We start from the raw sequence: 19,884 nt of genomic DNA, 5'->3' as shown, positions 1-19,884 counted from the left end.
TCGTGTTCGGGCCGGATCAGCCTTCGGCCGGCAAGGTGACGACGAAGCGCGCGCCCTTGATCTCGCCGGGCTTGGTGCCCGGGATGTTCTCGGCCGTCAGCGTGCCGCCATGCGCCTCGGCGATCTGCCGGCTGATCGACAGGCCCAGGCCTGAATTCTGGCCGAAGGCCTCGCCGGCCGGCCGGTCGGTGTAGAAGCGTTCGAAGATGCGGTCGATGTTGTCGGCCCGGATACCGGGGCCGTTGTCGTCGACGGTGACGATGTTGACCTTGCCGGCGCGCGCCAGCGAAATGGCGATGTGGCCATGGTCTTCCGGCACGAAGGAGCGGGCATTCTCGATCAGATTGGTGATGACCTGGCCGATCCTGAGATCGTGGCCGGTGACGAAATAGCCTCTGACGCCCTGCGGCAACTTGGCAGCCTTGAACTCGATCTCGACCGCCTTCTTGTTGCGCGTCGCCTCACGCGACACGGCAACGAGATCGGTGATGAATTTCTTCAGGTCGACCGTTCCCGCGTCTTCCCGCGCGAGCTCCGCGTCGAGCCGGGAGGCGTCGGAAATGTCGGTGATCAGCCGGTCAAGCCGGCGGACATCGTGCTGGATGATCTCCATCAGCCGGCCGCGCGAATTGTCGTTCTTGGCCAGCGGCAAGGTCTCCACGGCGCTGCGCAGCGACGTCAGCGGGTTCTTCAGCTCATGCGAGACGTCGGCCGCGAAACTCTCGATCGCCTCGATGCGGGCATAGAGCGCATTGGTCATGTCGCGCACGGCGATCGACAGATTGCCGATCTCGTCCTGGCGGTCGGAAAAGTCGGGGATTTCCTCGCGGTTCTTGACGCCGCGCCGCACCCTGACGGCGGCGGCCGACAGCCGCCGCAGCGGATTGGCGATGGTCGAGGCGAGCAACATCGACAGGATGGCAGTGACGAGTGCGGCGATGCCGAAGACGCGCAGGATCGCCTTGCGTTCGGCGGCGACGATCTTGTCGATGTCGCCACCCTCGGTCGATAGCATCAGCACGCCAAGCACGGCGCGGAAGCGCTGGATCGGCACGGCCACCGAAACGATCTGCTCGCCCTGCTCGCTGATCCGCACGATGGTCGATGGGCTGCCGGTCAGCGCCTTGACCACTTCGGGGAAAGCCGCACCATTGCCACCCGGCTGTTCGTGGTAGACCGGCAGGTCGGTGTTGCGGAAGAAGTCGAAGACGAATTTCTGCACCCGCTCAAGGAGGTCCGGCTCCTCTTCCTCGACCGGCGGCAGGTCGTAGCGCAGGATCTGGCCGCGCGAATAAAGATGGCGCGAATCGAGCAGCAGGTTGGCGTCGCGGTCGTAGATGCGGGCGCGCGTGCGCGTCGGCGAGATCAGCCTTCTCAGCACCGGCGCGACGCGCTCCGGATTGATCGGGAAATCCAGATTGTCGAGCTGGTCGGAGCCGGGTCCGAGGCTTTCGCCGGCCTGCAGCTCCAGCAGTTTTTCCGGATCGATGCTGATCGAATTGGTTTCGACCGTCGCCGACGCCGCGATCGCGCCGGCGATGATCTCGCCCTGCGTCATCAGGCTTTCGACACGGGCATCGATCAGCCCGTCGCGGAAGGTGTTGAGGTAGAGAATGCCGGTGACCAGGACGGCGAGGCCGGCAAGGTTGAGGAACAGGATGCGCCGGGTCAGGCTGGAAAAGATGTGATGGCCGAGGAACCGGCGCATCGGCACGGTGATCTTCGACAGGAATGCGGGCAGAATCCTCGACGGGCGCCTGGCAGCGCCCGCCCTTCTGCTCCGCTCTACGTCCACTGCCATCGAATAGCAGCTCCCGCTGAAATCAAGCCTCGCGGAACCGGTATCCGACTCCGTAAAGGGTTTCGATCATCTCGAAGTCATCGTCGACGGCCTTGAACTTCTTGCGCAGCCGCTTGATGTGGCTGTCGATGGTGCGGTCGTCGACATAGACCTGTTCATCATAGGCCGAATCCATCAGCGCATCACGGCTTTTTACCACGCCGGGACGCTGCGCCAGCGAATGCAGGATCAAGAACTCCGTCACAGTAAGCGTCACCGGCTCGCCCTTCCAGGTGCAGGTATGCCGCTCCTGGTCCATGACCAGCTGGCCGCGTTCCAGCGAGCGGGCCTGCTGGCTGGGCGCCTTGGCTGCCGCCTCGCGGGCGCTGGTGCGGCGAAGCACCGCGCGCACCCGCTCGACCAGAAGACGCTGCGAAAACGGTTTGCGGATGAAGTCGTCGGCGCCCATCTTGAGGCCGAACAGCTCGTCGATCTCGTCGTCTTTCGAGGTCAGGAAAATCACCGGCAGGTCGGATTTCTGGCGCATCCGGCGCAACAGCTCCATGCCGTCCATGCGCGGCATCTTGATGTCGAGGATGGCGAGATTCGGCGGCCGCGCCGCCAGGCCTTCCAGCGCTGACGCCCCATCCGTATAGGTCTCGACGCGGTAGCCCTCCGATTCGAGGGCAATCGACACCGAAGTCAGAATGTTGCGGTCGTCATCGACAAGCGCGATTGTTGCCATTTCAAGCGGCTCCCTCATGAGCTGTCCCTTCTTTCGTAGAGAAGGGGCTTTTGCAGGACAAATTAGGTACAAAATGTGGCATAGGCTCCGCCCGATGTCACGGACGGCATGCCGGCGGCCACAATCGCACCCCTACGCGGATTGGACGATCAACGACTGCCAATCCTTTGGGCAACCATCAGACTTTTTGCACATATAAACGATTTAAACAACTTTCAAAATTTTTAAATCGATTAATGATTTGATATCATTCGTGTTTTCTGGTTCTGACCGTCCCAGCCTCCTTCGCGGAGCATAGGTAATTCACCAGCCATGATGCGGCAAATCATTGAAGGGACACTTGATGTCGGAAGCCGGCAAACGCAATCCCGCATGCCCGATCGATCTCGAGACCACCGGCATGGTGCGCTATAATTTTAGCGCCGCCGCGCTCTATGAGAAGGCAATCGGCCGCGGCGAGGCACGGCTAACCGCCCATGGCGCGCTCGTCGCCGAGACCGGCCAGCACACCGGCCGTTCGCCGAAGGACAAATTCGTCGTTCGCGACGCGGCGACCGCGCCGGATGTTTGGTGGGACAACAACAAGGCGATTTCTCCGGCTGAGTTCGACACGCTGCTTGCCGATTTCCGCGCCCATGCGGCGGATAAGGATCTCTACGTCCAGGATCTGGTCGGCGGCGCCGATGCGGAGCTGAAGCTGCCGACCAGGGTCATCACCGAATTCGCCTGGCATTCGCTGTTCATCCGCAATCTGCTGATCCGCCCTGAAGGCGCCGAACTCGAGCATTTCGTGCCGCAGATGACGATCATCGACCTGCCGTCCTTCCGCGCCGATCCGGCCCGCCACGGCACCCGCACCGAAACGGTGATCGCGGTCGATCTCACGCGCAAGATCGTGCTGATCGGCGGCACCTCCTATGCCGGCGAGATGAAGAAGTCGGTGTTCACCATGCTCAACTATCTGCTGCCGGCGAAGGGCGTGATGCCGATGCACTGCTCGGCCAATGAAGGGCCGGCCGGCGACGCGGCGGTGTTCTTCGGCCTGTCGGGCACCGGCAAGACGACACTGTCGGCCGATCCGTCGCGCACGCTCGTCGGCGACGACGAGCATGGCTGGGGTCCGCACGGCATCTTCAATTTCGAGGGCGGCTGCTACGCCAAGACGATCAGGCTTTCGGCCGAAGCCGAGCCGGAGATATTCGCCACCACGCAGCGTTTTGGCACCGTTCTGGAAAATGTCGTGCTCGGCGCCGACCGCGTGCCGGACTTCAATGACGGCAGCCTGACCGAAAACACGCGCTGCGCCTACCCGCTCGACTATATCCCCAATGCCAGCAAGACGGGCCGCGCCAGCCATCCCAGGAACATCATCATGCTGACCGCCGACGCCTTCGGCGTGATGCCGCCGATCGCTAGGCTGACGCCGGCGCAGGCGATGTACCATTTCCTCTCCGGCTACACGGCCAAGGTGGCCGGCACCGAAAAGGGCGTCACCGAACCGGAAGCGACGTTCTCGACCTGCTTCGGCGCGCCGTTCATGCCGCGCCATCCGTCCGAGTACGGCAATCTGCTGCGCGAGCTGATCGCCGGCCACGGCGCCGATTGCTGGCTGGTCAACACCGGCTGGACCGGTGGCGCCCATGGCACCGGCCGCCGCATGCCGATCAAGGTGACGCGGGCGCTGCTCGCAGCCGCACTCGACGGCTCGCTGAAATCAGCCGATTTCCGCACCGACGCCAATTTCGGCTTCGCGGTGCCGGTGGCGGTTGCCGGCGTCGACAGCGCCATTCTCGATCCTCGTTCGACCTGGGCCGACAAGCCGGCCTATGATCGGCAAGCGGCAAGGCTGGTCGGCATGTTCGCCGCCAATTTCGAGAAGTTCGAAGCCCATGTCGATGCAACGATCATGGGCGCCGCACCACGTCTGCAGGAAGCCGCGGAATAGCCCTTTCGGCATCCGCTCGCGTATCGAGACCCGGCTTCGGTCGGGTCTTTTCTTTTTTGCCTCGCCGCGCCATGACTGCGGCATGACCAACGACGACAAGATCATCATTGCCGACGACGCCGTGATCCACCCGGGCGACCTGCACGAGGATTTCATCCGCTCGTCCGGCCCAGGCGGCCAGAACGTCAACAAGGTGGCGACCGCGGTGCAGCTGCGCTTCGACGCCGCCAACGCGCAGGGCCTGTCGGAGCGCGTGCGCGAAAGGACCATAAAACTCGCCGGCCAGCGCGCCACCAAGGACGGCGTCGTCGTCATCGAGGCCGGACGCTTCCGCACGCAGGAGCAGAACCGGTCGGACGCACGCGCCAGGCTGACGGCTCTCGTCGCCAAGGCGGCCGAGCCGCCACCACCGCCGCGCAAGAAGACCAGGCCGTCGAAGGGCGCCGTCGAGCGCCGTCTCAAGACCAAAGCGGGACGATCCACCGTGAAGAAGCTGCGCGGCCGGGTCGGCGACGACTGAGGTTGCCTTGCCCGGCGAAAGCGGCTTTCGGGTCGCCGTTTTCTTCTGATGATGGCATTCTCTGCCAGACAAACCGAATGAGGCGGAAACTCTGATGCTGGTTCTGCCCAAAGGCGTGCGCCATATGCCCGGCCACCTGCCGCGTCCCGCGCAGGAAGCGCTGGTCGAGGAGATCAGGAAGGTGGTGCAGGCCGCACCTTTGTTCGTGCCGGCCATGCCGCGCACCGGCAAGGAGATGAGCGTGCGCATGACCAATTGCGGCGCACTCGGCTGGGTCACCGACAAGGAGCAAGGCTATCGCTATCAGCCGACGCACCCGGTGACCGGATTGCCGTGGCCGCCGATCCCGGAGGCGTTGCTGCAACTGTGGCAAGAGGTGGCGGCTTACCCACATCCGCCGCAGGCTTGCCTCGTCAATTTCTATGCGCAGGACGCCAAAATGAGTCTTCACCAGGATCGCGACGAGGCGGATTTCTCCGCCCCCGTCGTCTCGGTGTCATTGGGCGACGACTGTCTGTTCCGCGTCGGCCAGACGACGCGCGACGGCGGTACCAAATCGTTCAGGCTGAAGAGCGGCGATGTCGTCGTGCTCGGTGGCGAAGGCCGCCTTTGCTTCCACGGCGTCGACCGGATCTATCCGTCGACCTCGGCGCTGCTCAAAAATGGCGGCCGGATCAATCTGACACTGCGGCGGGTGACCCTGCCGGCGTCATGGCCCGGCGCTGCCGGGCAAGTGCAAGGCGAAACCTTTCGGCGCCTGCGCTGACAAAAGACCCGGCCGCGCGCGGGCGGTAGAACAATGAGGTCGCGATACTGATCGTGAGCGCGGCGATGCCGAGGCCGGCGATCACGTCGACCAGATAGTGGTTCGCATGGCTGACCGCCGAGGTCGCCATCAGGATATTCAGCACCAGGAGCGGGTAACGCAGGACGCGGCTGTCCCAGGCTGCCCAGGCGCAAAGGCCGGCCACGCCGGCATGGACGGAAGGAAAGGTAACGATACCCGCGGCCTGGCCGATCCTCAGCACGAACTCGTGTTGGTCGCGGACCGCATGGAACTGGTCGAGGAAGAAGAAGCCGAATTTGGCATTGATGTTTGCGAGATCGCCGTTTCCGACGCCATAGGCCACATAGGTGCCAAGCGCCGGATACCAGGCTCCGAGAATGCTCGAGAACAGGCACAACAGTGCGTAGCTGAACAGGAGGGCGCAGGCTCGGACGCCGTTGCCGGAGATTGCGAGCCACATCGGAAGCAGAAAATATTGAATGGAGAAAGATCCGTAGGCAAAGCCAAGCAGGCGGGCAAGGCGCGGGCGGTGGTCGACATAGGTGATGAAACTCCACCAGTCGAAGTGCAGGGCTTTGTCCATCGCAATCAGATTCGCGTCGGCCAGCGGCAAGGCAAGGCTCATCCCCGCATAGGTCCACACCAGCGATGGGATCGTCAGGAGAAAAGCCGCGATCAGTGTCTCGAGGCCCGCATCGATTGGGCGTATCCGGCGCCAATAGGCATAGAGCAAGGCCGGAACGGGTATGGCAGTCATATAGGCGTGAGCTGCCTGCTCATAGTCGAGACTTACCTTGGTGGCGAGAAGGCAAAGCACCATAAGGACATAAGAAAGTCCTACAGTCCAAATCAGGACCTGCCTGGCTTCGCTGTAAGCTACCGGTCTCATCATTGTATTAGAAATTTCTGTATTAGAGATACATGTACTATGTATCTACTATGATTGATAAGTATTTGTTTTGGTCTGACTCCATTAACAAGAAATGAAAAGCAACTGGTCCCGTGTTAGATTCCATGTTGGTGCATGCTCACTTGACCGTTACTAGCAGAGCAAGTCCTTCGCGGCGAAACTCGCCTCGAAGCAAAAACAGGCGGGATGGCTTCATGTTGCGAGTGGCCCATCGCCGCCGCGCCAGGGCAAGTTGGCGACGGCTTGCGATCAGGCGGCCGCATGAATCAGGCAGTGCGGCGAGCGATGAATCGGGCTGAGCTTACTCAGGTGGCGGGAAGCGCGTTGCGCCTATGGGTCCAGCGCGGCCTTACGGGCGCAAAACCGTCCTCGACCGGCTAGAGCGGTTCAGTTTTTGATAGAACCGCCGACCCGCTCCAAGCATTTGTTTTTACGCAATTCCGGACGGAAAACCGCTACGCACTTTTCCTGGAATTGCTCTAAACCGTATCGGCAATCATGTCCCAGAAGCAGGCGCAGGAAGTGTCGCCGCCGTCGTCAAGACAGCGTCGCGACCTATGAGCGGCATCGCAACAGAGCCAGTGCCCGGGCACTGCGCTTACTTTGAAGCGTGTTCTGTACCGACCTGGAGGGTGGAAACCCTATTGCTGCGCAGATACACGGTGAGCGTCGGCTCGCGATGCAGGACCTCGTATTGCTGCAGTACAAGCGCGATCCGCGGATCGCGCAGCATGAGTTCGTCCCAGAGCGGCCCGGTCCCGGCGCTGTAAAGCACGATGTCCGGTTTCTTGGCGGCAATCTCCGACGCCAATTGCCCGATAATGCCGTCGCGGATGGCTTCCAGCCGGTGCCGCTGCCCGGGATCATCGGTGCTGGCGGCGAGCAGGTTGGCGTTGTAGACGGCCCAGGCCGCAGGATAGCGCGAGACGAAGTCGCCATGGACCAGCCTGGCGAGAGGGTGAGCTACCTGCAGTCGGGCCGCAAGCGACGTGATCGTCGGCTTTGGGCCGATACGCTGGATTGAGGCCACGGTCCGCTCGATTGCCCCGTTGTCGGCGGTGAGGAAGAGCCGCTGGATGCCGGCTGTGGTCTGCAATATGAGAAAGCCGCCAAGGGCGGCGGCGAGCCAGCCGAGCGGCTTCACGCGGCCATTGTCGCCCGCGCGCAGCAATTGCACCCCAAAGGCAAGGATGCCGAGAACCATCATCGGCAAGGCATGGTTTGGCCAGCCCTTGCCCATGATCAGAAAGGCTGGAACGAAGCCGAGCGCGGCCAGCAGCAGGATTTTGGCGTCCCAATGCATCTGCCTGAAACCGCCGGCCAGAAGAACCGTCGCTGCCGCGAAAAAGAACAGCAATCGCGGCCAGTTCAAGAGCAGAGCGAGCAATGGCACTCGTGCCGGCAGATAGACATCTCGCAGAAACGGCAGGATCTCGGTCAGGAATGTCGTCTGGAAAACCACGATATAGGCGATGTAGAGCGCAACGATCGCGGCGCCGATGATGTTTTCGACAACGAACAGCGGTTTCAGGGATCGGCGCTGGAAAGCCAGGCAAATGGCGGGCAAGGCAAAGGCCAGCGCGAAATGCGGCGGCTTGACCATGACCACGATGGCCGCGCAGACGCCCGCGACGACCTGTTCCCAACCCGCGCCGGCGGTAAATCCCGGCGCCCGCTGGCGAGCGCATTGAAGCGCGATCCAGGGCAGGATCGCGATCGTCGCGAAATGCTCGCGTTGGCCGAATTCGCCCGGGTGGAAGCAAAGCAGGACAAAGAGTGCGGCCGGCAGCGCCCAAAGCGCGCGGGGCTGGCGATAGGCCGCATCGGCGCGCGCCAGGATGCGGGCGGAGACGGCAAGGCTGGCCAGTCCGGCGCCGATCACGCCGAGGGCCAGCCACAGTTCGGCGCGGCCGCCGACCAGCCGTTCCAGAACCATGAACGGCATGTAGAGCCAGATCGAGAACGGCGGATTGACCTCCATGACATCGGCGTTCAGCCGCTCTCCCGCGAGCAGCCGATCGCAGACGACCAGCAGCCACGACACATCGACATTGGTCGGCACGACCGCGATCGCCAGCCATGCGGCGTAAGCGGCCACCGCCAACGTCAGGAAGAGCGGCACCACCGTCAGCCAGAGGGGCCGCGACGACAGCGCCATGCGCGCCAGGGGCTTGTCGAACGGTTCCGCCCTAGACATTGCGGAACATCCGTCGGCCGGGCACGATGGAGTTCGCCAAAGGCACGGCGATGCCGGTCGAAACGACCGGAACGGCCACGCGCATACCCGGTTTCTCGGTGAGAAGGACCGGCAAGGTGATCGCCGGGCTCACCATGCCGTCTTGCGCCGAAGTCGCTCGGCCTCCTGACGCGCGGTGGAGCGAACATAGACAGTGATTGCCGGCTCGGTGTGCAGCACACGATAGTCGCTCAAGACTGCCGCGATCCTCTTGTCGTTTAGCATGAGCGCATTCCAGGCGGGATCGGCTTCGGGGCCCGACAGCAGGATATCGGGCTTCCTTGCCGATATCTCGGCGGCGAATTCGCCGATTGTCCGATCGCGGATGGTCTCCAGTCTCTGTTTCTGTTCGGGATCATCGGCGTTGCGCGCAAGTTTCTCCGCCTTGGACACCATCCACGCACCCGGGTGGCGCGATATGAACCTGCCATCGACCAACCGGGTCAGGGGGTGCGCAGCCTGCATCTGGGAGGCGATCGATATGATCGTAGGGTGCTCGATCGTGGCGCGGATTGCGGCGACCGATCGCTCGATCGGCCCGTTGTCCGCCGCCAACGCGATATACTGCGCTCTGACCGTCGTTTGCAGCACGAGGGCGCAACCGAAGCCCAGCGCGGCCCTGCGCACGATCCCTGCCCTGTGAAAATCACCAAACCGCAGGAGTTGGCGGCCTGACGCGAGTACCGTGATCGCCACCATAGGCAGCGCATGGTTCGGCCAGCCCTTGCCCATGAGCAGGAATGCAATGACCAGGCCGAGCGCGCTCGTCAGCAGGATTCTGGTGTCCCAGTGCACATGTCTCGTCCCGCCCATGGCGATGACGATGGCGGCGGACAGCAGCAGCACGACCTTTGGCCAGTTCGCCAAATTGTTGATGAACGGAGCACGGATCGGCAGATAGACATCCCCGAGAAGGGGCAGGATCTGCGTGAAGTAGGCGCGGTCAAAGATCGCAATGCAGGCGACATAGCTGACGGCTATCGCTGCGCCGATGAGGTTTTCCGTGACGAAGACCGGTCTTGGGGAGCGTCGTTGAAATGCAAGGCACAGCGATGGCAGCACCAGGGCCAGCGCGAAGTGGGGCGGCTTGACCATGACCATGACACCCGCACCCAGCCCGGCCAGGATGCGCTCGGCAAGAGTTCCGGCGACGAAATCCGGCGTCCGCTGGCGTGCGCACTGCAACGCCAGCCAGGGCAAGACGCCTATCAGCGCGAATTGCTCGCGTTGACCAAACTGGTCCGGCAGGAAACACAGGATCATGAATACTGCAGCCGGCAATACCCAGAGGACGCCGGGCTGCCGGTAGACCGGGTCGACGCGCATGAGAATTCGAGCGGAAACGAACACGCTGGCCAGACCGAGACAGACGACCCCGAGCGTCAACCAGAGTTCAGCCCCTATGCCGGTCAGCTTTTCCAGAAGCATGAACGGCATGTATAGCCAGATCGAAAAAGGTGGATTGGTCTCCAATATGTCCGTGTTCAGCCGCTCTCCCGCGAGCAGCCGGTCGCAGACGACCAGCAGCCACGACACATCGACATTGGTCGGCACGATCGCGATCGCCAGCCATGCGGCGTAGGCGGCTGTCGCCAATGTCAGGAAAAGCGGCACCACCGTCAGCCAGACAGGTCGCGACGACAGCTCGAGCCCCGCCAGGGGCCTGTCGAAAGGTTCAGCGCTAGACATTGCGGAACACCCAGCGGCCGAGCACGATATAATTCACCAGCGGCACGGCGATGCAGGTCAGAACGACCGGAACGGCCACGGGCATGCCCAGTTTCTCGGTGAGAAGGACCGGCAGGGCGATGGCTGTCGCCAGGCCTGTCGCGTTGAGCAGGAGAAAGCGCGGCAATTCGAAGGCGTGGGCGCCCGCCGACACGAAGGTGAAATATTTGTGCCCGGCATAGGAGAACAGCCCGGCGACCGCATAGGCGACCGCCGACGCCAGGGTCGCCGGCAAAATGGCCGCCCCGGTGCCGCCTCGCGAAAGCAGCAAGGCGCAGGCGCCATAGATCAGCGTCGAGGCGCCGCCGATGACGGCGAAGCGCGAAATCCGGCCATAGCGGGGCATGTTCAGCATCTTGGGGGTCAGGCCGCCAGTCTGCCACCTTCGGGCGCCGCGTCGAAAGCCGCATCCTTGCCGAACACGGCCAGCAGCGACACGCCGAAAGGCAGTTCGGCGTTAGGCACGATCCGGCTTTCCGCCGAAAACAGCGCCTTCATCGCGCTGTTGATCGGCTTCGGCGGCATTGCCTGCCCGGAGGCGGTGTTCGAGCGGCGCAGGCGATCGGCCAGGCGGGCAAGTGCTGCGACAGGAAACAGCGCCGCGTTGGTGTAGCTCAGCTTCTCGATCCGGTATCCGGCCTGTTCGATGCGCGCCTTCAGCAGCTCGCGCGAATAGCGCCGCATATGGTGCAGCCCGACATCGTGCTTGCTCCACAGCCATTGGTGGGCGGGAACCGTTAGCACGACCTTGCCGCCTGGCTTCAGCATGCGGCGGATCGTTGCCAGCGAGGCTTCGTCTTCGGCAACGTGCTCCAGCACGTCGAACAGGCAGATGAGGTCGAAACCCTGCGACGCGACGGGCATGCCGTCGGGGAGGTGCCCGGCAAGGAAGTCGTGGCCGGTCTTCTCGCGGGCGATCTGGCGGGCAAGATCGTTCATCTCCACCGCGGTGACAGCGCCGAACTGCTCCAGCATCTGGATGTTGCCACCCGTGCCGGCACCGATCTCGAGGATATCGGCGTCGCCAGGCAGGCCCAGGCTGCGGATGACCGCTTCGGCGATGGCGCGCCGCCCGCAGAACCACCAATGCTCGTCCTCGGTGGCCGCCATCTGGCGGTAAGCGTCGAGCTCCATCAGTCCGTCCCCTCATATGTGCGGCGCACGATGTAGATCGGGCGCTGTTTGATCTCGGCATAGACGCGACCGAGGTACTGACCGATGATGCCGATGCCGAGCAACTGGATGCCGCCGAGGAAGAGGACGCTGACCAGCAGCGAGGCATAGCCGGGCACGTCGATGCCGAACACCAGCGTCTTGGCGATGATCAGCAGGCCGTAGAGGAACGACAAAGCCGAGATCGTCGCGCCGACATAGGTCCAGATCTCGAGCGGCGCGGTAGAGAAGCTGGTGATGCCTTCCAGCGCGAAATTCCACAGCCGCCAGCCCGAGAATTTCGATTGTCCGGCGATGCGCTGGTCGCGTTTGTATTCGACGGTCGCGGTGCGGAAGCCGACCCAGGCGAACAGGCCCTTCATGAAGCGGCGCCGTTCAGGCAAGGAGCGCAGCGCCTCGATCACCTGCCGGTCGATCAGCCGGAAGTCGCCGACATCGTGCGGGATCTTCTGCTGCGCGATCCAGTTGTGGACGCGGTAGAACATCGACGCCGAGCGCTGCTTGAGGAAGCTGTCGCTCGATCGGCTGGAGCGCTTGGCGAGCACGACCTCGAAGCCCTCGCGCCATTTTTCGACGAGCAGCGGAATGACATGCGGCGGGTCCTGCAGGTCGACATCCATGGGGATCGCGGCATCGGCATCGCAGCAGTCGAGACCGGCGGTGAGCGCGGCTTCCTTGCCGAAATTGCGTGACAGGTCGATCACCTGGATACGCCGATCGGTTCGCTGTGCCTCGATCAGCCGTTCGAGCGTCGCATCGCTGCTGCCGTCATTGATGAAGATGAATTCGAAGGCGACACCGGCGTCCTTCAGCGGGTCGGTATTTTCACGCACAGCCGCCAGGAACGGAGCGATCGCTGCTTCCTCATTGTGCACCGGCACGATCAGCGCAACCGTGGCCGTCCCGCTCTTCGGGCTCGTTTCGCCGGCAGTTGCCGGTCGATCGATATGAAAGAATGGCGCGTTCATTGCCTGCCGAAGCCCGCGGATCAGGCCCCGACAATAGAAAAGCTCGGTTAAGATGACTTTAAGGAATGCCTCAAGATTTCACAGCTTCCTGAGAGCCACTTCCTCGACCAGATGATTGGCGCCCTTGCGCAGGATGAGATCGGCGCGCGCCCGGGTCGGCAGGATGTTCTCGCGCAGGTTTTTCAGGTTGATGTTGGCCCACAACCCCTCGGCGATGGCGCGCGCCGCATCTTCCGACAGCTGCGAATAGCGGTGGAAGAAGGAGTCCGGGTTGCGGAAGGCGGTTTCGCGCAACCGCATGAAGCGCTGGATATACCATTGATGGATCAGCGCCTCCTCGGCATCGATATAGATGGCGAAGTCGAAGAAGTCGGATAGGAACGGCACGATTTTGCCGTCCCTCGGCAATTTACCCGGCTGCAGCACATTGATGCCTTCGAAGATCAGTATGTCCGGCCGGTCGATGGTGACGAACTCGCCGGGAATGACGTCGTAGGTCAAATGCGAATAGACAGGCGCGCGGACATTGCGCTGCGCCGATTTGATGCCCGACAGGAACCTGAGCAGTGCGCCGACGTCGTAGCTGTCGGGAAAGCCCTTGCGCTCCATCAGATTGTCGCGGCGCAGGATCTCGTTCGGCAGCAGGAAACCGTCGGTTGTGATGAGATCGACCTTGGGGCTCGACGGCCAGCGCGCCAAAAGTTCCTTGAGCACGCGCGCCGTGGTCGATTTGCCGACGGCGACGGAGCCGGCAATGCCGATGATGAAGGGCGTCTTGACCACATCCTGGGCATTGAAGAAGGCCTGCCGCTGCCTGAACAGCAGCTGGCTCGCCTCGACATGCGCCGACAGCAGCCGCGACAGCGACAGATAGATCCGCTTGACCTCTTCGAGGTTGACCGGGTCGTTCAGCGAGCGCAGCCGGTTGATCTCGTCTTCCGTCAGCGTCAGCGGCGTGTCGGCGCGGAACTGTGACCATTGCTCGGCCGAGAAGAAACGATAGGGCGAATATTTCTCGGTAGGAGCAAGCTGGTCCATCGAGTTTCCTGCCCTCCTCGCGGTCAGCCCTTCGACCGGGATGCCTTTTCAGCGACGCCCGAACGGCCGGTGCGGCCCTCGAGTTCTCTCAGCACGTCGTCCAGCGGAACCCCCGCGATGCCGAGAACGACAAGCCAATGATATATAAGATCAGCACTTTCCGAAACGAGGGCCTGCTTGTCGCCCTTCACGGCGGCGATCACCGTCTCGACCGCCTCTTCGCCGAGCTTCTGTGCCGCCTTGTCGATGCCCTTCGCGAACAGCCTTGCCGTCCACGAGTCCGGGTCACCGGACCGGGCGCGTTCGCCGATGATTTTTTCCAGATCGGGCAGCGAAAAGTCAGCCATGGGCGCCGTTTAGAGCCGATTATCCAGGGAGTCCAGCCGCATCGGCAAGCCGGCGGCGGCCATATGCGCCTTGGCCTGCGCGATTGTGTAGGTGCCGAAATGGAAGATCGAGGCCGCGAGCACGGCCCCGGCATGGCCGTCGCGTATGCCTTCGACCAGATGGTCGAGCGTGCCGACGCCGCCCGACGCGATGACCGGCGCACGCACCGCGTCAGCAACGGCGCGGGTCAGCGCAAGGTCGTAGCCGGCCTTGGTGCCGTCGCGGTCCATCGACGTCAAAAGGATCTCGCCGGCGCCGCGATCGACCATCTGCCGAGCGAATTCGACCGCGTCGATGCCGGTCTTTTCGCGCCCGCCATGGGTGAAGATCTCCCAGCGGTCGGCCTCATTGGCCGCGGATACCTTCTTGGCGTCGATGGCAACGACGATGCACTGGTTGCCGAACTTGTCGGCGGCTTCCGCGACGAAATCCGGGTTCTTCACCGCCGCCGTGTTGATCGACACCTTGTCGGCGCCGGCCAGAAGCAGCTTGCGGATGTCGGCCACCTGGCGCACGCCGCCGCCGACGGTCAGCGGCATGAAACATTGTTCGGCGGTGCGGGCGACGACGTCGAAGATGGTCTCGCGGTTGTCCGACGACGCGGCGATGTCGAGAAAGCAGAGCTCGTCGGCGCCGGCCGTGTCATAGGCCTTGGCCGCCTCGACCGGATCGCCGGCATCGACCAGGTCGACGAAATTGACGCCCTTGACGACGCGGCCGCTCTTGACGTCGAGACAAGGGATGACGCGGGCCTTCAGCATCAGCTTTTCTCCAAGGTCGCGAGCAGATCGACCAGCAACTGACCAACCAGCGGCGGCACGTCGCCCTTGGCGTCGAATGCCGGATCGTAGGCGGAGATGGTGAGGCCGGAGATCGGCAGCAAGCCCGCCATGCCGCACATCGCCTGGCGCAACTGCTCCGGAGCCGGGCCGCCGGGAGTGGCGTAGCGGTTGGCCTGCAGATCCTCCGGGTCGTGCACGTCGAGATCGAGATGCATATGGACGCGTTCGGCGCCGGTGCTCTTCAGCCTCTGCGCTGCACCGGCCCAGTCCGGGCATTCCGTCCGGATGACCGGCAGCGTCTCCAGCAATTGCTTTTCCGCCGTGTCGAGGTCGCGCGCGTTGACCAGCACGCAGCGGGCGGGATCGATTGCCTTGAATCCGAGGATCTGTGCCGCCATCGGCCGCCAACAAAGCCCGAGCACGGCCGCCAGCGCCATGCCGTCGAGAAAACCCGATGTCGAGGTATCGGGCGTATTGAGGTCGCCATGCTGGTCGGCCCAGATCATGGCATCGGCGCCTTCGCCGGCCACCGCGCCGGCGCTGGTCAGACAATTGCCGGCAAGCACAATGGGAAACCGGCCACGGTCACGGGCAATACGGACTTCGCCCGACACGGCGCTGCAGACGGCGAACCCGGTAGCGATCTCGCGCTCCTGCTCACCACTCATCTTGCCGATGTCGTGAACATCGATGTCGTGCCCGGCAAGCTTGAGTGCCTCGGTCAGCCCGCCGGCAATCAACGCGTCCGGCCCCTGGCCGCAGCCGCCGTGATAGTGACCGCTGTCATAGGACGCCAGGATGATCGATACGTTCACGGCGTTGCCTCCACCGGCTTGCCGTTCAGGATCGCCAGCGCTTCGGCCGGATCGATGCGCCCGTCATAGAGCGCGCGGCCCGAGATCGCGCCTTCGAGCCTTCTCGCGTCGGGCATGGTCATGCGCACGATGTCGGCGATCGAGGCGAGCCCGCCGGAGGCGATCACCGGGATCGACACCGCTTCGGCGAGGTCGATGGTGGCGTCCCAGTTGATGCCGGTCAAAACGCCGTCGCGGTCGATGTCGGTGTAGATGATGGCGGCGACGCCGGCGCCTTCGAACTTCTTCGCCAGTTCGATGACGCCCAGGCTCGACGCCTCGGCCCAGCCTTCGACCGCCACCTTGCCGCCCTTGGCGTCGATGCCGACGGCGATCTTGCTCGGGAACGCCTTGCAGGCCTGCTTGACCAGGTCGGGGTCGCGCACTGCAACCGTGCCGAGGATGACGCGGGCAAGCCCACGGTCGAGCCAGTCCTCGATCTGCGCCAGCGAGCGGATGCCGCCGCCGAGTTGCACCGGGTTCTTCGTCGCCTTGAGGATGGCGCCGACCGCCGCGCTGTTGACGCTCTGGCCCTTGAAGGCACCGTTGAGGTCGACGACGTGCAGCCACTCGAAGCCTTGCTCCTCGAAGGCTCTAGCCTGCGCGGCCGGATCGTCATTGTAGATCGTCGCGGTCGCCATATCGCCGTGCTTCAGGCGCACGCATTTGCCGTCCTTCAGGTCGATGGCCGGAAACAGGATCATCTAGGCGCCCTCCACGATGGCGAAATGCCCGGTTGAAGCCGCCCGCCGATGCTTGAGCGCCGCCTGATAGGCCTCCGACCGATAGCAGTTCAGCGCCGTTTCGTAGCTGTCGAACTCGACCACCACATGCCTGCCAAAGTCCGAACCTTCGGGGTTTGTGACCTGTCCGCCGCGCACCAGATAGCGGCCTCCGAAGCTGGAAATGGCATCGCCAATGGCGTCACGATAGCGCTGGTAGCCCTCGGGATCGGTCGCCGTGAGCATGACCATCCAATAGCCCTTCTTGCTCATGGGTTAAGGCCTCCAGCGCAGGAAATTGGTGATCAGGGCAAGGCCGAGCGCCTGGCTCTTCTCGGGATGGAACTGCGTGCCGACGAGATTGTCGCGCGCGACCGTCGCCGTGACCGGGCCGCCATAGTCCGCGACCGCCAGCACCTCTTCGGCCTTCTTCGCATCGAGATGGTAGGAATGGACGAAATAGGCGTGCAATCCCTTGGCGCCGGTGGCGATGCCGGAAAACAGCGGGTGCTTGCGCGTCATCTCGATCGTGTTCCAGCCGATCTGCGGGATCTTCAGCGCCGGATCGGTGGGCGTGATCTCCTTGACGTCGCCGGCGATCCAGCCAAAACCCTTGGTCACGGTCTTTTCCAGGCCGCGTTCCGACATCAGCTGCATGCCGACACAGATGCCGAGGAAGGGCCGGCCCTTGACGATCGCCACCTCCTCCACCGCGTCCCACATACCGGCGACAGCCTTGAGGCCGGCCGCGCAGTCGGCATAGGCGCCGACGCCGGGCAGCACGATGCGGTCGGCGGTGCGGACGCGTTCGGCATCAGCCGTCAGTTCGATCGCCGCCGCGATGCCGGCCTCATGCGCCGCGCGCTCGAAGGCCTTGGTGGCCGAGCGCAGATTGCCCGACCCGTAATCGATGATCGCTATCCGCATGTCAGGGCTTTCCGGGCGTGTGGGTCAGGCCCAATGCAATGCCGGTCTGGGGCGGCCGCGCCAGGGCGGCGTCCGGAACGATGCGCTGCATCGTCGCCTGCTCTTCCGCCATCGCTTCGGCCTCCAGCGCATCGCGCGTCTCGGCGTCATAAAGCCTGTCGGCCGCGATAACGCCCCTTTCATGCCAGCCGCGGCGGCGCAGTGCTGCGATCCGCAACGCCTGCCCCTCCAGCCCGATGTAGATCGAGACCAGCAACGAGAGCAGCGAGCCGGCCCAGGCCAGCCCCAGTTTCTCGCCAAGCATCGACAGGATGGCCATGCCGACAAAGGCCAGTGCGGCCTCGACCCACAGCCGGTTCCAGGCGAGCCACAGCGGGGGCGCCAGGAAGCCGAGCCAGGCAAATCCGTCGCGGACAAAGGTCACGTCGGCCTTTTCGCTGCGGCCCGGCGGTTCCATCACGACATAGATGGCCATCGCCTATCCTTTCAGGGATCCCTTGGTGGAGGGCACCGCATCCGGCTGGCGCGGGTCGCGTTCGAGCGCCGCACGCAGCGCGCGCGCCACCGCCTTGAAGCAGGTTTCGGCGATGTGGTGGTTGTTGGCGCCGTAATGATTGGTAACGTGCAGCGTGATCCCGGCATTCTGCGCCAGCGCCTGGAAGAACTCGCGCACCAGCTCGGTGTCGAACGTGCCGATCTTGGGCGACGAGAAGGAGACGTTCCAGACCAGGAACGGACGGCCGGAGACGTCGATCGCCGCCCTGGTCAGCGTCTCGTCCATGGCAAGATCGATCGAGGCATAGCGCATGATGCCGCGCCGCTCGCCGAGCGCCTTGGCCAGCGCCTGTCCGAGCGCAATGCCGGTGTCCTCGACCGTGTGGTGGTCGTCTATGTGCAAATCGCCCTTGGCCTTCACCGTCATGTCGATCAGCGAATGGCGCGACAGCTGGTCCAGCATATGGTCGAAGAAGCCGACGCCGGTCGCAATGTCGGACTTGCCCGAGCCGTCGACATGGATCGATACGGAGATATCGGTTTCCTTGGTCTTGCGGCTTGCTTCGGCGGAACGGGGCGACATGACCTCATCCTTGTCCATGGTTTCACGCCTTCCAAGCCGTCACATGCTTGAAAGCGAGAGCCTTCTAGCAGCATGATCCGGCGATTGCCAGTTGCCATGCGCGGCGCTATCGAGGCTTGCCGGAGGCCGCTTTGCAATCGCTTGACCCATGCATACATATGGCCGATCAAGTCACTCGTAACGCGCCGGATCGCCGTATCGGGATCGGTGCTGATCGGAGCAGAAAATGTCGAATGAACTGACCATGCACGCCACGACCATCGTGACGGTGCGCAAGGGCAGCAAGGTGGTGATCGCCGGCGACGGTCAGGTCAGCCTTGGCCAGACCATCATGAAGGGCAACGCCAAGAAGGTGCGCCGCATCGGCAAGGGCGGCAATGTCATTGCCGGTTTCGCCGGCGCCACCGCCGATGCCTTCACCCTTCTGGAGCGGCTTGAAGCCAAGCTCGAACAATATCCCGAGCAGCTGACGCGGGCCTGCGTCGAACTCGCCAAGGACTGGCGCACCGACCGCTATCTGCGCCGGCTGGAAGCGATGATGCTGGTGGCCGACAAGTCGGTCTCGCTGGCGCTGACCGGCACCGGCGACGTGCTCGAACCCGAACATGGCGTCATGGCCATCGGCTCCGGCGGCAATTATGCGCTGGCCGCCGCCCGCGCGCTGATGGACTCCGACAAGGACGCCGAGGAGATCGCCCGCAAGGCGATGCAGATCGCGTCCGACATCTGCGTCTACACCAACAACAACTTCGTCATCGAAACGCTCGATGCCGCCTGAGCGGGCCAAACAGGGCGATATATACGAATTTCGGCCGGTTACCGAAAAGGACCTGCCGATGATCGCCGGCTGGCTGGCCGAGCCGCATGTCGCCGAATGGTGGGACGACCCCGAAAAAGAGATCGCCGAGATCCGTGAGCATATCGACTCGATTTCGGTCGAACCGTTGATCGTCGAGTTGGACGGCAAGCCGATCGCCTATCTGCAAAGTTACGACCCGCATCTGGAGGACGATCATCCCTATGCCGACCAGCCGTTCGGCACGCTGGGCATCGATCTCTCCATAGGCAGGCCGGAGTTGGTCGGCGTCGGCCATGGCTCGGCCATCGTGCGTCAGTTCGTCGAACAGCTTTTCGAGGAAGGGGTGCCGCGCGTCATCATCGACCCGCATCCGGAGAACGCGCGCGCGATCCACGCCTATGAGAAGGCTGGCTTCAGGGCGATCGGCCGCAGGCAATCGGAATATGGGGACGCCGTGCTGATGGCCGTTGATGCGGCCGATGGCGACGCGCAAGAGGGGCACTGA

General features: G+C 63.5%; 23 protein-coding genes. 5 read left to right on the top strand and 18 right to left on the bottom strand.

Features of this window, described 5'->3' with window-relative positions:
* Positions 1-16 precede the first annotated feature (16 nt).
* Positions 17-1,801 carry a stimulus-sensing domain-containing protein gene (locus AC1RUK_RS27040; RefSeq protein WP_481840141.1) on the bottom strand — a complete coding sequence of 595 codons (1,785 nt, stop codon included), beginning with the start codon at positions 1,799-1,801 and terminating at the stop codon, positions 17-19.
* A 22-nt stretch (positions 1,802-1,823) separates the two neighbouring features.
* The gene (locus tag AC1RUK_RS27035; RefSeq protein WP_006201274.1) at positions 1,824-2,525 is read right to left on the bottom strand and encodes a response regulator transcription factor; all 702 of its coding nucleotides are present in this window, start codon (positions 2,523-2,525) and stop codon (positions 1,824-1,826) included.
* A gap of 343 nt (positions 2,526-2,868) precedes the next feature.
* Between AC1RUK_RS27035 and AC1RUK_RS27030 the strand changes: the two genes are divergently transcribed.
* The 3 genes from AC1RUK_RS27030 to AC1RUK_RS27020 all read left to right on the top strand — a co-directional run bounded on the left by AC1RUK_RS27030 (position 2,869) and on the right by AC1RUK_RS27020 (position 5,756).
* On the top strand, positions 2,869-4,470 hold the full coding sequence (locus tag AC1RUK_RS27030) for a phosphoenolpyruvate carboxykinase (RefSeq protein WP_481838188.1): 1,602 nt from the start codon (positions 2,869-2,871) through the stop codon (positions 4,468-4,470).
* Positions 4,471-4,552: 82 nt separating this feature from the next.
* Complete coding sequence (gene arfB / locus AC1RUK_RS27025; RefSeq protein WP_481838189.1) at positions 4,553-4,990, top strand: alternative ribosome rescue aminoacyl-tRNA hydrolase ArfB; 438 nt, start codon at positions 4,553-4,555, stop codon at positions 4,988-4,990.
* Between the two features lie 94 nt (positions 4,991-5,084).
* Entirely contained in the window at positions 5,085-5,756 is a 672-nt protein-coding gene (locus AC1RUK_RS27020) for an alpha-ketoglutarate-dependent dioxygenase AlkB family protein (RefSeq protein ID WP_481838190.1), read from the top strand.
* On the opposite strand, the gene AC1RUK_RS27015 is transcribed toward AC1RUK_RS27020, so the two are convergent.
* The 16 genes from AC1RUK_RS27015 to hisB form a co-directional block, all read right to left on the bottom strand.
* A complete protein-coding gene (locus AC1RUK_RS27015; RefSeq protein WP_481840140.1) occupies positions 5,665-6,390 on the bottom strand; it encodes a phosphatase PAP2 family protein in 726 nt (241 codons plus the stop codon). The two genes, AC1RUK_RS27020 and AC1RUK_RS27015, sit on opposite strands and share 92 nt — an antisense overlap.
* 895 nt (positions 6,391-7,285) lie before the next feature.
* Positions 7,286-8,884 carry a hypothetical protein gene (locus AC1RUK_RS27010; RefSeq protein ID WP_481838192.1) on the bottom strand — a complete coding sequence of 533 codons (1,599 nt, stop codon included), beginning with the start codon at positions 8,882-8,884 and terminating at the stop codon, positions 7,286-7,288.
* Positions 8,877-9,020: a hypothetical protein gene (locus AC1RUK_RS27005; RefSeq protein ID WP_481838193.1), complete on the bottom strand. Its 144-nt coding sequence runs from the start codon at positions 9,018-9,020 to the stop codon at positions 8,877-8,879. The genes AC1RUK_RS27010 and AC1RUK_RS27005 overlap by 8 nt, the downstream gene beginning before the upstream one ends.
* The gene (locus AC1RUK_RS27000; RefSeq protein ID WP_481840139.1) at positions 9,014-10,477 is read right to left on the bottom strand and encodes a hypothetical protein; all 1,464 of its coding nucleotides are present in this window, start codon (positions 10,475-10,477) and stop codon (positions 9,014-9,016) included. Before AC1RUK_RS27000 ends, AC1RUK_RS27005 begins: the two co-directional genes overlap by 7 nt.
* Positions 10,478-10,604: 127 nt before the next feature.
* The gene (locus tag AC1RUK_RS26995; RefSeq protein WP_436170217.1) at positions 10,605-11,006 is read right to left on the bottom strand and encodes a GtrA family protein; all 402 of its coding nucleotides are present in this window, start codon (positions 11,004-11,006) and stop codon (positions 10,605-10,607) included.
* 8 nt (positions 11,007-11,014) lie between these two features.
* The gene (locus AC1RUK_RS26990; protein ID WP_436170218.1) at positions 11,015-11,785 is read right to left on the bottom strand and encodes a class I SAM-dependent methyltransferase; all 771 of its coding nucleotides are present in this window, start codon (positions 11,783-11,785) and stop codon (positions 11,015-11,017) included.
* Positions 11,785-12,792: a glycosyltransferase family 2 protein gene (locus tag AC1RUK_RS26985; protein ID WP_436170219.1), complete on the bottom strand. Its 1,008-nt coding sequence runs from the start codon at positions 12,790-12,792 to the stop codon at positions 11,785-11,787. Before AC1RUK_RS26985 ends, AC1RUK_RS26990 begins: the two co-directional genes overlap by 1 nt.
* 78 nt (positions 12,793-12,870) lie before the next feature.
* Positions 12,871-13,830, bottom strand: a complete 960-nt coding sequence (gene coaA, locus AC1RUK_RS26980; RefSeq protein WP_120011716.1) for a type I pantothenate kinase — start codon at positions 13,828-13,830, stop codon at positions 12,871-12,873.
* Positions 13,831-13,853: 23 nt separating this feature from the next.
* Complete coding sequence (locus tag AC1RUK_RS26975) at positions 13,854-14,177, bottom strand: phosphoribosyl-ATP diphosphatase (protein WP_481838195.1); 324 nt, start codon at positions 14,175-14,177, stop codon at positions 13,854-13,856.
* A gap of 9 nt (positions 14,178-14,186) precedes the next feature.
* The gene (gene hisF / locus AC1RUK_RS26970) at positions 14,187-14,981 is read right to left on the bottom strand and encodes an imidazole glycerol phosphate synthase subunit HisF (RefSeq protein WP_481839383.1); all 795 of its coding nucleotides are present in this window, start codon (positions 14,979-14,981) and stop codon (positions 14,187-14,189) included.
* Positions 14,978-15,814, bottom strand: a complete 837-nt coding sequence (locus tag AC1RUK_RS26965) for an arginase family protein (RefSeq protein WP_481838196.1) — start codon at positions 15,812-15,814, stop codon at positions 14,978-14,980. The genes hisF and AC1RUK_RS26965 overlap by 4 nt, the downstream gene beginning before the upstream one ends.
* Positions 15,811-16,557 (bottom strand): 1-(5-phosphoribosyl)-5-[(5-phosphoribosylamino)methylideneamino]imidazole-4-carboxamide isomerase, encoded by a 747-nt coding sequence (gene hisA, locus AC1RUK_RS26960; protein ID WP_481838197.1) that lies wholly within the window; start codon positions 16,555-16,557, stop codon positions 15,811-15,813. Before hisA ends, AC1RUK_RS26965 begins: the two co-directional genes overlap by 4 nt.
* The gene (locus AC1RUK_RS26955; RefSeq protein WP_481838198.1) at positions 16,558-16,848 is read right to left on the bottom strand and encodes a DUF1330 domain-containing protein; all 291 of its coding nucleotides are present in this window, start codon (positions 16,846-16,848) and stop codon (positions 16,558-16,560) included.
* A gap of 3 nt (positions 16,849-16,851) precedes the next feature.
* On the bottom strand, positions 16,852-17,502 hold the full coding sequence (gene hisH / locus AC1RUK_RS26950; RefSeq protein ID WP_481838199.1) for an imidazole glycerol phosphate synthase subunit HisH: 651 nt from the start codon (positions 17,500-17,502) through the stop codon (positions 16,852-16,854).
* A 1-nt stretch (position 17,503) separates the two neighbouring features.
* On the bottom strand, positions 17,504-17,977 hold the full coding sequence (locus tag AC1RUK_RS26945) for a DUF2628 domain-containing protein (RefSeq protein ID WP_481838200.1): 474 nt from the start codon (positions 17,975-17,977) through the stop codon (positions 17,504-17,506).
* 3 nt (positions 17,978-17,980) lie between these two features.
* Entirely contained in the window at positions 17,981-18,580 is a 600-nt protein-coding gene (gene hisB, locus AC1RUK_RS26940) for an imidazoleglycerol-phosphate dehydratase HisB (protein WP_481838201.1), read from the bottom strand.
* 226 nt (positions 18,581-18,806) lie between these two features.
* Here hisB and hslV point away from each other — a divergent pair, with 226 nt between their 5' ends.
* Positions 18,807-19,358 carry an ATP-dependent protease subunit HslV gene (gene hslV, locus AC1RUK_RS26935; protein ID WP_006201294.1) on the top strand — a complete coding sequence of 184 codons (552 nt, stop codon included), beginning with the start codon at positions 18,807-18,809 and terminating at the stop codon, positions 19,356-19,358.
* Entirely contained in the window at positions 19,348-19,884 is a 537-nt protein-coding gene (locus AC1RUK_RS26930; protein ID WP_481838202.1) for a GNAT family N-acetyltransferase, read from the top strand. Before hslV ends, AC1RUK_RS26930 begins: the two co-directional genes overlap by 11 nt.

Source organism: Mesorhizobium monacense (assembly GCF_056781675.1).
Note: the sequence above shows the minus strand (reverse complement) of the source record. Positions and strands in the feature narration are given on the sequence as shown.

Bases quoted from the DNA above. Each gene is read 5' to 3' on its own strand.
- AC1RUK_RS26930 (WP_481838202.1), top strand. From the start codon at position 19,348: ATGCCGCCTGAGCGGGCCAAACAGGGCGATATATACGAATTTCGGCCG.
- AC1RUK_RS27005 (WP_481838193.1), bottom strand. From the start codon at position 9,020: ATGGTGAGCCCGGCGATCACCTTGCCGGTCCTTCTCACCGAGAAACCG.
- hisH (WP_481838199.1), bottom strand. From the start codon at position 17,502: ATGCGGATAGCGATCATCGATTACGGGTCGGGCAATCTGCGCTCGGCC.
- AC1RUK_RS27020 (WP_481838190.1), top strand. From the start codon at position 5,085: ATGCTGGTTCTGCCCAAAGGCGTGCGCCATATGCCCGGCCACCTGCCG.
- AC1RUK_RS26945 (WP_481838200.1), bottom strand. From the start codon at position 17,977: ATGGCCATCTATGTCGTGATGGAACCGCCGGGCCGCAGCGAAAAGGCC.
- AC1RUK_RS27010 (WP_481838192.1), bottom strand. From the start codon at position 8,884: ATGTCTAGGGCGGAACCGTTCGACAAGCCCCTGGCGCGCATGGCGCTG.
- AC1RUK_RS26955 (WP_481838198.1), bottom strand. From the start codon at position 16,848: ATGAGCAAGAAGGGCTATTGGATGGTCATGCTCACGGCGACCGATCCC.
- AC1RUK_RS27035 (WP_006201274.1), bottom strand. From the start codon at position 2,525: ATGGCAACAATCGCGCTTGTCGATGACGACCGCAACATTCTGACTTCG.
- hslV (WP_006201294.1), top strand. From the start codon at position 18,807: ATGTCGAATGAACTGACCATGCACGCCACGACCATCGTGACGGTGCGC.
- AC1RUK_RS27030 (WP_481838188.1), top strand. From the start codon at position 2,869: ATGTCGGAAGCCGGCAAACGCAATCCCGCATGCCCGATCGATCTCGAG.
- coaA (WP_120011716.1), bottom strand. From the start codon at position 13,830: ATGGACCAGCTTGCTCCTACCGAGAAATATTCGCCCTATCGTTTCTTC.
- hisB (WP_481838201.1), bottom strand. From the start codon at position 18,580: ATGTCGCCCCGTTCCGCCGAAGCAAGCCGCAAGACCAAGGAAACCGAT.
- hisA (WP_481838197.1), bottom strand. From the start codon at position 16,557: ATGATCCTGTTTCCGGCCATCGACCTGAAGGACGGCAAATGCGTGCGC.
- AC1RUK_RS26995 (WP_436170217.1), bottom strand. From the start codon at position 11,006: ATGCTGAACATGCCCCGCTATGGCCGGATTTCGCGCTTCGCCGTCATC.
- AC1RUK_RS26990 (WP_436170218.1), bottom strand. From the start codon at position 11,785: ATGGAGCTCGACGCTTACCGCCAGATGGCGGCCACCGAGGACGAGCAT.
- AC1RUK_RS27040 (WP_481840141.1), bottom strand. From the start codon at position 1,801: ATGGCAGTGGACGTAGAGCGGAGCAGAAGGGCGGGCGCTGCCAGGCGC.
- AC1RUK_RS26985 (WP_436170219.1), bottom strand. From the start codon at position 12,792: ATGAACGCGCCATTCTTTCATATCGATCGACCGGCAACTGCCGGCGAA.
- AC1RUK_RS26975 (WP_481838195.1), bottom strand. From the start codon at position 14,177: ATGGCTGACTTTTCGCTGCCCGATCTGGAAAAAATCATCGGCGAACGC.
- arfB (WP_481838189.1), top strand. From the start codon at position 4,553: ATGACCAACGACGACAAGATCATCATTGCCGACGACGCCGTGATCCAC.